10 protein-coding genes are annotated in these 12,178 nt (G+C 57.1%); 7 read left to right on the top strand and 3 right to left on the bottom strand.

Annotated elements, in window-relative coordinates; genetic code table 11:
- Nucleotides 1-87: 87 nt before the first annotated feature.
- From ppiD to QZQ97_RS12685, 3 genes are all read left to right on the top strand, one after another.
- On the top strand, nt 88-1,971 hold the full coding sequence (gene ppiD / locus QZQ97_RS12695) for a peptidylprolyl isomerase (protein WP_311993693.1): 1,884 nt from the start codon (nt 88-90) through the stop codon (nt 1,969-1,971).
- 138 nt (nt 1,972-2,109) lie between these two features.
- Entirely contained in the window at nt 2,110-2,493 is a 384-nt protein-coding gene (locus QZQ97_RS12690) for a ComEA family DNA-binding protein (protein ID WP_311993692.1), read from the top strand.
- 157 nt (nt 2,494-2,650) lie between these two features.
- The gene (locus QZQ97_RS12685) at nt 2,651-3,064 is read left to right on the top strand and encodes an acyl-CoA thioesterase (protein WP_311993691.1); all 414 of its coding nucleotides are present in this window, start codon (nt 2,651-2,653) and stop codon (nt 3,062-3,064) included.
- A gap of 159 nt (nt 3,065-3,223) precedes the next feature.
- On the opposite strand, the gene queC is transcribed toward QZQ97_RS12685, so the two are convergent.
- On the bottom strand, nt 3,224-3,922 hold the full coding sequence (queC, locus tag QZQ97_RS12680) for a 7-cyano-7-deazaguanine synthase QueC (RefSeq protein WP_311993690.1): 699 nt from the start codon (nt 3,920-3,922) through the stop codon (nt 3,224-3,226).
- A gap of 124 nt (nt 3,923-4,046) precedes the next feature.
- A complete protein-coding gene (locus QZQ97_RS12675; protein ID WP_311993689.1) occupies nt 4,047-5,768 on the bottom strand; it encodes an SgrR family transcriptional regulator in 1,722 nt (573 codons plus the stop codon).
- A 103-nt stretch (nt 5,769-5,871) separates the two neighbouring features.
- Between QZQ97_RS12675 and cof the strand changes: the two genes are divergently transcribed.
- The gene (cof, locus tag QZQ97_RS12670) at nt 5,872-6,696 is read left to right on the top strand and encodes an HMP-PP phosphatase (RefSeq protein ID WP_311993688.1); all 825 of its coding nucleotides are present in this window, start codon (nt 5,872-5,874) and stop codon (nt 6,694-6,696) included.
- A 181-nt stretch (nt 6,697-6,877) separates the two neighbouring features.
- Here cof and QZQ97_RS12665 read toward each other — a convergent pair whose 3' ends face one another.
- Nucleotides 6,878-7,918 carry a PLP-dependent cysteine synthase family protein gene (locus QZQ97_RS12665; RefSeq protein WP_311993931.1) on the bottom strand — a complete coding sequence of 347 codons (1,041 nt, stop codon included), beginning with the start codon at nt 7,916-7,918 and terminating at the stop codon, nt 6,878-6,880.
- Nucleotides 7,919-8,040: 122 nt separating this feature from the next.
- Between QZQ97_RS12665 and QZQ97_RS12660 the strand changes: the two genes are divergently transcribed.
- The 3 genes from QZQ97_RS12660 (at nt 8,041) to QZQ97_RS12650 (ending at nt 12,143) form a co-directional block, all read left to right on the top strand.
- Entirely contained in the window at nt 8,041-8,502 is a 462-nt protein-coding gene (locus tag QZQ97_RS12660; RefSeq protein WP_004949329.1) for an Lrp/AsnC family transcriptional regulator, read from the top strand.
- A 94-nt stretch (nt 8,503-8,596) separates the two neighbouring features.
- Nucleotides 8,597-10,372 carry a SmdA family multidrug ABC transporter permease/ATP-binding protein gene (locus QZQ97_RS12655; RefSeq protein ID WP_311993687.1) on the top strand — a complete coding sequence of 592 codons (1,776 nt, stop codon included), beginning with the start codon at nt 8,597-8,599 and terminating at the stop codon, nt 10,370-10,372.
- Nucleotides 10,365-12,143, top strand: a complete 1,779-nt coding sequence (locus QZQ97_RS12650) for a SmdB family multidrug efflux ABC transporter permease/ATP-binding protein (protein ID WP_311993686.1) — start codon at nt 10,365-10,367, stop codon at nt 12,141-12,143. The genes QZQ97_RS12655 and QZQ97_RS12650 overlap by 8 nt, the downstream gene beginning before the upstream one ends.
- The last annotated feature ends 35 nt before the right edge of the window (nt 12,144-12,178 follow it).

Genomic DNA, 12,178 nt, shown 5'->3' with positions numbered 1-12,178 from the left:
ATGATGCGCTTTTTTTATTTTTGTCGCAGGGAACGCGCCTGCACAAGGGTGTTTTTAATCCACATCACAGCGGAGTGTTGTCACACTATGATGGACAATTTACGCGCGGCAGCTAATCACGTCGTGCTCAAAATCATCCTGGGCCTAATCATTTTGTCATTTCTTTTGACTGGGGTGGTCAGCTATCAGGGGAGTGCCGGTGATTATGCAGCGAAGGTCAATGGCCAGGTGATCGAGCGCGCTCAGCTGGAACAGGCTTTCCAAAGCGAACGCAGCCGTATGCAGCAACAGTTGGGTGACCAGTTCTCCGCACTGGCGGGCAACGAAGGTTATATGCAGCAGATGCGCCATCAGGCACTGTCACAGTTGATCGACAATATGCTGCTGGACCAATACGCCAAAAAATTAGGCCTGAGCGTCAGCGACGATCAGGTGAAAGAAGCTATCCGCAAGGCGCCTTATTTCCAGACTAACGGCCAGTTCGATAACGCCAAATATCTCGATTTGATTAGCCGCATGGGATACACCGCCGACAACTTCGCGCAGTCAATGCGCCAGCAGCTGGTTAACCAGCAGGTGATCCAGGCCTTCGGCCAATCAGGCTTCGTGTTGCCATCCGAATCACAGGGCATGGCTGCTCTGGTGCTGCAGGAGCGCAATGTCCGTCTGGCGACCCTGGATCTGAAAGCGCTGCAGGCTAAACAGACCGTGACCGACGACGAGCTGAAAGACTATTACAGCCAAAACAAGAACAGCTTTATTGCGCCGGAACAGGTCAAAGTGAGCTACATCCCGATGGACGCCGCCTCGATGCAAGACAAGGTGACGGTGGCAGATGCGGATATCAGCGCCTACTACGACCAGCACAAAAGCAGCTACGGCCAGCCTGAGCGCAAAAATTACAGCGTAATCCAGCTGAAAACCGAGGCGGAAGCCAATGCGGTGTTGGATGAGCTGAAAAAAGGCGGCGATTTCGCCACCCTGGCGAAAGAAAAATCCACGGACATCATCTCGCGCCGCACCGGCGGTGAGCTGGGTTGGCTGGAGCCGGAAACTACCGCAGATGAGCTAAAGCAGGCTAACCTGACCGAAAAAGGCCAGCTTTCCGGCGTAGTGAAATCCTCCGTAGGTTATCTGGTGGTGCGTCTGAACGACATCGCACCGGAGAAAGTGAAGCCGTTGAGCGAAGTGCGCGACGCCATCGCCAAACAGGTTAAGCAAGAGAAAGCGGTAGACGCTTATTACGCGCTGCAGCAGAAGGTGAGCGAAGCCGCTACCAGCGACAACGAGTCTCTGGCGTCAGCTGAAGAGGCCGCCGGCGTGAAAGCGGCACAAACCGAATGGTTCACCCGCGACAACGTTCCGGCAGCGCTGAACTTTAAACCGGTCATCCAGTCGATTTTCGACGGTTCACTGATTGGCGAGGGGGGTTCACCAGGCAGCAACTCCGATGTGATCACCGTTGATGGCGATCGCGCCTTCGTGATCCGCGTCTCTGGCCACAAGCCGGAAGGTATTGAACCTTTCGACCAGGTTAAAGATCGCGTCGCCGAGCTGGTTAAGCGCAATAAGGCTGAACAGGAAGCGAAGCTGCAGGGTGAGAAGCTGCTGGTTGAGCTGAAACAAGGCAAGGGCGACGAAGCGATGAAAGCGGCCGGCCTGAGCTTTGGCAGCGTGCAGAAGATGGCGCGTGCGCCGGAAGACAGCCAACTGGTGCAGAGCGTGTTTGCGCTGCCGCATCCGCAGGAAGGCAAACCGGTTTACGGCATGTCGCAAGATCGCCAGGACAACGTGGTGCTGATTGCGCTTGATGCCGTTAACCCAGGCACCTTGCCGGCTGAAGAAATGAAAACTTTCGTCGGCAAGATGGAAGAGGGGGCGACCGGCGTATCCTTCGACTCTCTGCTGGCCAGCCTGCGTAAAGAAGCCAAGATCAAGATGGGGGCTGCTGAGCAGCAACAGCCTCAGTAAGCACCGCATTTTTGTGCAACGCAATGTAATAACCAAAGGCCGCTTTCGCGGCCTTTTCCATATCTGAAATCCGCCAATTGCCGATCGTCACCCGCTGCGGCAAGGTAGCCATGCTGTTAAACACAAGGAGGATACAGCATGCAACTTACAGAAATAAAAGCGGTTAATGGTTATGGTTTCAGTCTCAAAGCGCTGTTGACGGCTGCCCTGATTTGCCTGGCGGGGCCGTCTATGGCCGCCGTGGAAAAAGCGGGGGCTACGCCGCCGGTATTATCTGCGCCGGCGGTGAATACAGGGCAAGGAAGTGAGGTTGTCGTCGATGATGAAGCGTCAGTCAGCATCAATCAGGCCGATGCCGAGCAACTGGCCAGTGTGTTGAAGGGAGTAGGGCTGAAGAAAGCGGAGAGCATTGTGCGCTATCGTGAGCAGAATGGTCCGTTTACGCAGATAGAACAGCTTCAGGAAGTGCCGGGCATTGGGTCTGCGCTGTTTGAAAGGAATCGCGCACGACTCAAAATGTGATGCTGTTCACGGCTGCGTGGCAAAGTGCCATGGCAGCCTTTTCCCTCTGCTACATTTTACAGGTCTTACCAGTTTGGCATGTTGACCAAACGGGTGCGGGGGCAGTATGCCGCCCCCGCTTTATTCTGTAATCACCAGGCTGGAGCGGCCGTTCCCTATGCATCATACCTTTATCAAAGTTCGTGGTTATCATCTTGATGTTTACCAACATGTTAATAATGCCCGCTATCTGGAGTTTCTGGAGGAGGCGCGCTGGGATTGGCTGGAGAACCATGAAGGCTTCCGTTGGATGACGGAAAACAACATCGCCTTTATCGTGGTGAACATCAATATCAATTACCGCACTCCGGCGGTACTGGGGGACAAGCTGCGCATCGACAGCCAGATGGTGCAGCTTAACGGCAAAAGCGGTGTGCTAAGCCAGAAGGTGACGCAGGATGCAACGGGCACGCTGGTTGCGGATGCGCTACTGACCTTCGTCTGTGTCGATCTGAAAACCCAACGGGCGTTGCCGATTGAGGGGCAACTGCGCGAACACCTGCAGGTGCTCACGCAACCGGATAATCAGTAAAGCGTCGAGCGGCAATCTTTGCCGCCGTCATACCTCATACTTCATGCGGCATCCTTGTTGGCTGCGCATGCTTACCCGAATCATTTACTTGAGTAAGCATCGTCAGGATGCATTTGCTTGCCGCCACGATGCCACTCGAATTATGTAGGGTATGTACACTCAGGCCAGGCCGGTTTTCTGTTTCAGGCTCGCCATCACTTCGGCTTTGTTGATTTGATATTGCTTCAGACCGTTGGCGCGCAAATGGCAGGCAGCGCATTCACCGCAGCCATCGCCCTGGATACCGTTGTAGCAGGTCAGGGTATCCTGGCGCACCCGCTCCAACTGCTGATAGTAATCCGCCAGCGCCCAGGTCTCTGCTTTGTTCAGCCACATCAGCGGCGTTTCGAAGCGAATATCGCGGGCGATGCCGAGTACCACGGCGTGATTCAGCGCTTTGACAAATTCGTCGCGGCAATCCGGGTAACCGGAAAAGTCCGTTTCACAAACGCCGGTGATCACGGCTTCGGCTTCCACCTGGTAGGCATAGATTGCGGCCAGCGTCAGGAACAGAATATTACGGCCCGGTACGAAAGTGCTTGGCAGCCCGCCTTCCTGCTCGCTGTCGTAAACAGGCACCGGAATGTTGTCACGGGTCAGGCTGCTGATAGCCAGCTCGTTGAGCAAGCCTACGTCCAGTACCTTATGCGCTTTGGCGCCAAGCGCCACCGACAGCGCCTGAGCGACTTCGATTTCGGCGCGGTGACGCTGGCCGTAATCGAACGTGATGCAATGCACTTCATCGTACTGCTGCAATGCCTGAATCAAGCAGGTCGTGGAGTCTTGTCCACCGCTGAAAACGACAACCGCGCGTTTCATAAAATCACCTTATTTTATGGCTGAAGCCAGACCCGATACATGCTCGGGCGGCCGAATAAAAATGCGTGCGGCAACTAGGGTAGCAGAAATGGCCGCATATCGTAGCGGTTGCGCATGCTCATCGTTAAGAAGGTGGCTGCTGGTTTTCCACCGGCGGTGGCAGCCAGGCCTGGCAGAAATCAAACCAGCCGTAGGCGGTCAGGGTGACGCCATGAATGCGCGGCGGCGCGCTGATTTGATACTGATAGTGAAACAAGGGAGTGATGATTGCCGCGGCCATCAACTGCTGGTAGTAGGCTTTCAATTGCTCAAAACGCGGTTGCTGCGCGGGAAGTTGCTGGATCCGTTGCAACCTTTGTTGCTGATCTCGCCAGCGTGAGTCAGGCAAAATGCCACGCCACAGCGTATCTTGCCGCAACCAGCTTTCCAGCGTGGCCTCTGGCGATTCGCCAATCAGGTTATCCGCCAGCAGGAGATCGGCTTGCTCGATTTGTTCTGCGCTTTGCCAGCGTTTGCCCGCGTAGTAACGCACTTCCAGCTCACAGCCATGGCGCGCCAGCAACTGTTGCAGCGCCACCGTGACTGTCTCCAGCTCTACCGGCGGCCGGTACAGCAGCGTCAGCCTGGCGGGCAGGGCAATATCCTCGGTGGTCTGATGCAGCGGGATTGACCAGCCGGGCAGCATCTCATGGCTGGGAGTGATGACGCTGTTGGGCACCGGCAGGGTGGCCAGCAGGCCGGATTGCTGGATTAGCATCAGCAGTTTTTGCCCCTGCGCTTCACTGAGCACGCCACGCTTCAGATTAACCGCCAGATAGCACCAGCCCAGGCTCATACTGCGTTGTACCGGCCGGGCCAGCGCCAGCTCTTCCTGCGGGCCGATGGTAATACGCACCGGATGTTGGCAACTGGTGTAAGCGCTACCGGCATGCAGTTCCGGGGTGATCCAATACTCAATACTTTCCAGATAAGGATGCTGCAAATGGTAAAACGAATGCTGTTCCAGGCGCACCAGATGAGGCTCGTTTAACGTCAACTTAAAGGGGCCGGCGCCAATGCCTGGAGAGTCTGGGTGGGTCAGCAGGCAAGGCAGCTCTGCCAGCCGGTGCGCCAGCCAGTAGTCCGGGCGCAGCAGATCAAACTGGATGCACAGCGCATGCGGCAGGCTGATGGCGGCAACGCTGGCCAGGCTTGGCTGGCTGCGGGGATGCTGGAGCAATTTCCCCAGCGTTTGCAACAGTTGCTGCCCGGTCAGCGGTTCGCCGTTATGCCAACGTAACTGGCTGCGCAGGAAAAACTGCCAGCGCAGGCCGTCCTCGCTGATTTGCCAGTGATGAGCCAGATCCGGTTGAGGCACAGGATTGCCGGTCATAAAGCGCGTCAATCCGGCATGCAGAGTGGCGACCAGATGCTGCTCGGCGCGGCCGGTGAGGGTCAGCGGATCCAGGGTTTCCAGCGTACGATAGTAGGGGATACGTAGCGTCGGGCTGCCCGCTTGCCATTGGCCACCGAGGTGCGGGCTGAGTAATTCTTGCAGATGCTGTGGGTCCAACTGCGCCATTTCCAGCGCGCCCCGATGATCGCCATTATGCAACAGCCGTTGCAAAAGAGCGGCACGCAGTTCATCAGGAGTTTTCAGGCAATGAAGGCGGGCACGTTTGCCGCGTCCGGCCTGTGAATGCCAGCTTAGCCAGCCCTGATCCTGCAACTGCTGCACCAGCGTGCGGGCATGGCGTTCACTGCAATAGAACAGCGCCGCCAGCTCGCCGATGGTGATCGCCACCGGCGCACTGCCGAGTTGCTGATACAGGCGTTGATATTGGCTGAGGCGGTGAGTCAGGCGCATGATAGAAATCCGGAACAGTTTTGCGGAATTGTTCACTATTACTTCCGCAAATACCATTCCATACTGCAATGATTGTAATCGCGTTCACATTCACGAGGTCTTTATGTATCGTCTGGCGGCTTTTGATATGGATGGCACTTTGCTGACGCCGGATCACCGGGTCGGATCGGAAACCCTGACGGTACTGAAGCAATTGGTTGAACGGGACATGATCGTGACCTTTGCCACCGGGCGGCACTACCTTGATGCGCAGCCGATCATGGCGCAACTTGGCCTGCAGGGCTATCTGATTACCGGTAACGGCACCCGGGTTTATGATAATCAGGGGCGGCAATTGCACGCTACCGATTTGCCTGCCGATATTGCCGAAGAGGTGCTGCATACCCACTGGCGCACCGAGGCCAGCATGCATGTTTTTCGTGATGAAGGCTGGATGACGGAATTCGCGGTGCCGGACGAGATGCTGCGGGCGCATCACCTGAGTGGTTTTCGGTTCCAGCTGGCGGAACTGCGCAGGTTGCCGGCATTCGGCAACAGCAAAGTGTGTTTTATCGCACCGCATGAGGAGTTACTTGAGTTGCAGCTGCAACTCCAGGCGCATCTGGGCGGAACGGCCGATCTCTGTTTTTCCGCCTACGAGTGCCTGGAAGTGCTGCCGCTAGGCTGCAACAAGGGTACGGCGTTAGATACGCTGAGCCGCCACCTGGGTATAACGATGGCGGACTGCATGGCGTTTGGCGATGCGATGAACGATAAGGAGATGCTGGCGACGGTGGGGCACGGCGTGGTGATGGGCAACGCCTTGCCGCAGTTGAAGTCGCTGTTGCCCCAGCTACAGGTTATCGGCCACTGCGAACAGCAGGCGGTGGCTCACTATTTGCAACATTGGCTGCGTTCACCTTACCTCACCTATTCCCCCGAATTATGAGGTTTTATTTTTACAGCCGGCCGGGTATGACTTACCCGGCTTTTTTTATCCCCTGCATCTTTCAAGCCGTAGCGTTGTTGGCTGCATGCGTTCAACCCAGTCACTTACTTGAGTAAGCTCTTGGGTATTCTCGCCTTTGCCGCCTGGCTGCAACTTGAAATCCATTGGGGATTGTCGCTGATTACAAATCTTCCAGTTGCGCCAGCCAGAGCGTCAGGTCACCGATATTGTTGCTTACCCACTCGGGGTTGTAATAGGTATCCAGATAGCGTTCGCCACTGTCGCACAGCAAGGTGACGATCGACCCCTGCTCACCCCTTTCGCGCATTTGCTTCGCCAATTGCAGCGCGCCCCACACATTGGTGCCGGTGGATGCGCCTACTTTGCGCCCCAGGACCTTTTCCAGCCAGTGGATGGTGGCGACGCTGGCCGCATCCGGTACGCGCAGCATAGCGTCGACCACCGACGGAATAAATGAAGGCTCGGCGCGCGGGCGGCCAATGCCTTCGATCCGGCTACCGCAACTGCCGATAATGGTGCGGTCACGCTGGTGGAAACAATCGTAGAACACCGAGTTTTCCGGATCGACCACCGTCAGGCGCGTGTCGTGCCCTTGATAGCGAATATAGCGGCCCAGGGTTGCTGAGGTGCCGCCGGTGCCGGCGCTCATCACAATATGTTTGGGAATCGGGAAGGGCTCGCGCGCCATCTGGCGGAAGATACTGTCGGCGATGTTGTTGTTCCCGCGCCAGTCGGTTGCACGCTCGGCGTAGGTGAACTGATCCATATAGTGGCCGTTAAGCTCTTTCGCCAACTGTTCGGAGGCGGCGTAAATTTGCGCAGCATGGTCGACAAAGTGGCAGCGGCCGCCGTAGAAGGCGATTTGCTCAACCTTGCGGCGTGCGGTGCAGGACGGCATCACGGCAATAAACGGCAGACCAATCAGTCGGGCAAAGTAGGCTTCGGATACCGCCGTACTGCCGGAAGACGCCTCGATAATCGTGGTGTTTTCGGTGATCCAGCCGTTGCATAACCCGTACAGGAACAGCGAGCGGGCCAACCGGTGTTTCAGGCTGCCGGTCGGGTGAGTGCTTTCGTCTTTCAGGTACAGGCAGATACCGGGAAATTCAGGCAGGTTCAGGCGGATCAGGTGCGTGTCGGCGGAGCGTTGGAAATCCGCTTCTATTTCGCCGATCGCATATTTTACCCAAGAAGTTGTCATCATCTGGCCTCAGAATAGGGGGCTTGTTTACCGCGTAGCATAGCCTGTCGCAGGGAAAAAAAGATTGCCATTTTTCCTGTTTAATCGCCTAATGGGAGAAAAATTTTCTCCTGGTTGGCGATATGTTAGATAAAACAGACCGTAAATTACTGTGCATGTTGCAACAGGACTGCACGCAGTCGCTGCAGGCGCTGGCCGACGCGGTCAATCTGACGTCGACGCCCTGCTGGAAAAGGCTGAAGCGGCTGGAAGATGAAGGCTACATCCGTGGGCGTGTCGCGTTGCTGGATAACGAAAAGCTGGGCCTGGGGCTGACGGCGTTTGTGCTGATCAAAACCCAGCAGCACAGCAGCGAGTGGTATCAGAAGTTCGTGCAACTGACCCAACAAATGCCAGAGGTGCTGGCGTTTTATCGCATGGCGGGAGAGTACGATTACCTGATGCAGGTGGAAGTGGCGGACATGAAGAGTTACGACAGCTTTTACAAGCGCCTGGTGAACGGCGTGCCGGGGCTGATCGACGTCACCTCCAGCTTCGCGATGGAAAAAATCAAATACACCACCGCGCTGCCGGTTCCTGAGTGAAATGTTCACCAAACTGGCAAAGTAACGGTGGTATTCTACTCTGCTGAGTCAGAGCGAGAGTAAAATCGACTACATTATCCTGGAATAAAACTGCGTGAGATTATTTGCTCAAATCGGCTGGTATTTCCGCCGCGAGTGGCGCCGCTACTTGGGGGCGGTGGTGCTGCTGATCGTCATTGCCATACTGCAACTGTTGCCGCCCAAGCTGGTGGGCATCATTGTCGACGGCGTCACCGAAAAACAGATGTCTGCCGGCGTGCTGATGGCCTGGCTGGGGTTGATGCTCGGCACTGCCGTGATTGTTTACCTGCTGCGCTACGTGTGGCGGGTGCTGCTGTTTGGTGCTTCTTATCAACTCGCCGTTGAACTGCGCGAGAACTTCTATCGCCAGCTCAGCCGGCAGAACCCGGCTTTTTATTTGCGTCACCGCACCGGTGATCTGATGGCACGCGCCACCAATGATGTGGATCGGGTGGTTTTCGCCGCCGGTGAAGGGGTGCTGACGCTGGTGGATTCACTGGTGATGGGGTTGGCGGTGCTGGTGGTGATGAGCACCCAAATCAGCTGGCAACTGACCCTGCTGTCGCTGATCCCGATGCCGATCATGGCGATCGTGATTAAGTACTACGGCGATCAGTTGCATCAGCGCTTTAAATCGGCGCAGGCGGCGTTCTCCAGTCTGAACGATCAGGCTCAGGAAAGCATGACCAGCATTCGCATGATCAAGGCATTCGGCCTTGAAGATCACCAGTCCAACCAGTTTGCGGAAGTCGCCGCCCAAACCGGTGCCAAAAACATGCATGTGGCGCGGATAGACGCCCGTTTTGATCCGACGATTTATATCGCCATCGGTGCTTCCAATCTGCTGGCGATCGGCGGCGGCAGCTGGATGGTGGTAAACGGCTCGTTGACGCTCGGCCAATTGACCAGCTTTGTGATGTATCTCGGCCTGATGATTTGGCCGATGCTGGCGCTGGCCTGGATGTTCAACATCGTGGAACGCGGCAGCGCAGCCTATGGCCGTATTCGCAGCCTGCTGGAGGAAGCGCCGGCGGTGACCGACGGCGAGAACATGTTGCCGGCCGGGCGTGGCAGCCTGGAGGTCGACATCCGGGCATTCCATTACCCGGGAAATTCACACGCGGCGCTGCACAACGTGGCGCTGAAACTGGAGCCGGGGCAGATGCTCGGCCTGTGTGGGCCAACCGGTGCCGGGAAGTCGACGCTGTTGTCGTTGATCCAGCGTCAGTTTGATATTGATGATGGCCAGATTAGTTATCGGGGGATGCCGCTGACCCAGGTGAAGCTTGACGATTGGCGCTCAAGGCTGTCCGTGGTCAGCCAGACGCCGTTCCTGTTTTCGGACAGCGTTGCCAACAATATCGCGCTGGGCAAGCCGGGGGCGACGCAGGAGCAGATTGAGCGCGCGGCTCGTCTGGCCAGCGTGCACGAAGATATCTTGCGGCTGCCGCAGGGCTATGAAACCGAAGTGGGCGAGCGTGGCGTAATGCTCTCCGGCGGGCAGAAGCAGCGTATTTCCATTGCGCGCGCCCTGTTGCTGGATGCGGAGATCCTGATCCTCGACGACGCGCTCTCGGCGGTGGATGGCCGTACTGAACATCAGATCCTGCACAATTTACGCAGTTGGGGGCAGAACCGCACGGTGATTATCAGCGCGCACCGACTTTCGGCATTGACCGAAGCCAGCGAGATCCTGGTGATACAGCACGGCGGCGTGGCGCAACGCGGCCAGCATGCCGCACTGGCGGATCAGCCCGGCTGGTATCGCGATATGTATCGCTATCAGCAACTGGAGGCGGCGCTGGATGAAGCGCCGCAAGCCGGCGAGGAGAGAGTAGCCGATGAATAAAATGCAAAAGCTGTGGCCGACGCTGAAACGGTTGCTGGCTTATGGGTCGCCCTACCGCAAACCGCTGGGGCTGGCGGTGTTGATGTTGTGGGTAGCGGCGGCGGCGGAAGTCGCCGGGCCGATTCTGGTCAGTTACTTTATCGATAATTACGTCGCCAAAGGCCAATTGCCGTTAATGATCGTCTGCGGGCTGGCGGCGGCCTACATTCTGCTGGAGCTGTTGGCGGCGGCGCTGCACTATTTTCAGGCGTTACTGTTCAATCAGGCTGCGGTAGGGGTGGTTCAGCGTCTGCGTACTGACGTGATGGATGCTGCACTGCGCCAACCGCTCAGCGCCTTCGATACGCAACCGGTCGGGCAGTTAATCTCCCGGGTGACCAATGACACCGAAGTGATTAAAGATCTGTATGTGATGGTGGTTTCCACCGTGCTGAAAAGCGCCGCGTTGATTGGCGCCATGCTGGTGGCGATGTTTAGCCTCGACTGGCGCATGGCGCTGGTGGCGATTTGCATCTTCCCTGCGGTATTGGTGGTGATGGGCATTTATCAATACTACAGCACGCCGGTCGTACGCCGGATGCGCGGCTATTTGGCAGATATCAACGACGGTTTTAATGAAGTGATCAACGGCATGGGGGTGATCCAGCAGTTCCGTCAGCAGATCCGCTTTGGCGAGCGCATGAGCGCTGCCAGCCGCTCACACTATTCCGCACGTATGCAGACGCTGCGCCTGGACGGTTTTCTGCTGCGGCCGCTGCTTAGCCTGTTTTCGGCTCTGGTGCTTTGCGGCCTGCTGATGCTGTTCGGTTTCAGCGGCGAAGGGGCGATAGGCGTCGGCGTGCTGTATGCCTTTATCAACTACCTGGGGCGCCTGAATGAGCCATTGATAGAACTGACGTCGCAGCAGTCGATTCTGCAACAGGCGGTGGTGGCCGGTGAGCGTATTTTCGAGCTGATGGACCGCAGTCAGCAGAGCTACGGCACAGACGATCGCCCGTTGGAAAGTGGTCGTATCGACATCGACAACCTGAGCTTCGCTTACCGTGAAGATAAAAAGGTGCTGCAACATATTTCGCTGTCGGTGCCTTCGCGCGGTTTTGTGGCGCTGGTCGGCCATACCGGCAGCGGCAAGAGCACGCTGGCTAACCTGCTGATGGGCTATTACCCGGTCAACGAAGGTGAAGTGCGTCTTGATGGGCGCCCCTTGTCCACCCTGTCGCACCGCACGCTGCGCCAGGGCGTGGCGATGGTGCAGCAGGATCCGGTGGTGATTGCCGAATCGGTGCTGGCCAACGTCACTCTGGGGCGTAACATCAGTGAAGAGACGGTCTGGCAGGCGCTGGAAACGGTGCAGTTGGCAGAGTTGGTACGTGCCTTCCCGCAGGGCATCCATACCCGTCTGGGCGAGCAGGGCAACAACCTGTCGGTGGGCCAGAAACAGCTGTTGGCAATGGCCAGGGTATTGGTGCAGGCACCGCAGATCCTGATCCTCGACGAGGCGACCGCCAACATCGACTCCGGAACCGAGCAGGCAATCCAGCGCGCTCTGCGTTTGATCCGTGAACACACCACGTTGGTGGTGATTGCTCACCGTTTGTCGACCATTGTGGATGCCGACTCGATTCTGGTGTTGCACCGCGGTCAGGCAGTGGAACAGGGCAATCATCAGCAACTGCTGGCGCAGCAGGGGCGTTACTACCAGATGTATCAACTGCAATTGGTAGGCGAGGAGCTGGCAGCCGCCACCCGCGAAGAAACGCAAACCGCATAATCCCGGGGGCCGGTAATCAAAACCGGCCCTTTCTT

It is taken from the genome of Serratia sp. root2 (assembly GCF_031931805.1).
In the GTDB taxonomy this organism is placed as follows: domain Bacteria; phylum Pseudomonadota; class Gammaproteobacteria; order Enterobacterales; family Enterobacteriaceae; genus Serratia; species Serratia inhibens.
Note: the sequence above shows the minus strand (reverse complement) of the source record. Positions and strands in the feature narration are given on the sequence as shown.

Bases quoted from the DNA above. Each gene is read 5' to 3' on its own strand.
- ppiD (WP_311993693.1), top strand. From the start codon at position 88: ATGATGGACAATTTACGCGCGGCAGCTAATCACGTCGTGCTCAAAATC.
- QZQ97_RS12690 (WP_311993692.1), top strand. From the start codon at position 2,110: ATGCAACTTACAGAAATAAAAGCGGTTAATGGTTATGGTTTCAGTCTC.
- QZQ97_RS12685 (WP_311993691.1), top strand. From the start codon at position 2,651: ATGCATCATACCTTTATCAAAGTTCGTGGTTATCATCTTGATGTTTAC.
- queC (WP_311993690.1), bottom strand. From the start codon at position 3,922: ATGAAACGCGCGGTTGTCGTTTTCAGCGGTGGACAAGACTCCACGACC.
- QZQ97_RS12675 (WP_311993689.1), bottom strand. From the start codon at position 5,768: ATGCGCCTGACTCACCGCCTCAGCCAATATCAACGCCTGTATCAGCAA.
- cof (WP_311993688.1), top strand. From the start codon at position 5,872: ATGTATCGTCTGGCGGCTTTTGATATGGATGGCACTTTGCTGACGCCG.
- QZQ97_RS12665 (WP_311993931.1), bottom strand. From the start codon at position 7,918: ATGACAACTTCTTGGGTAAAATATGCGATCGGCGAAATAGAAGCGGAT.
- QZQ97_RS12660 (WP_004949329.1), top strand. From the start codon at position 8,041: ATGTTAGATAAAACAGACCGTAAATTACTGTGCATGTTGCAACAGGAC.
- QZQ97_RS12650 (WP_311993686.1), top strand. From the start codon at position 10,365: ATGAATAAAATGCAAAAGCTGTGGCCGACGCTGAAACGGTTGCTGGCT.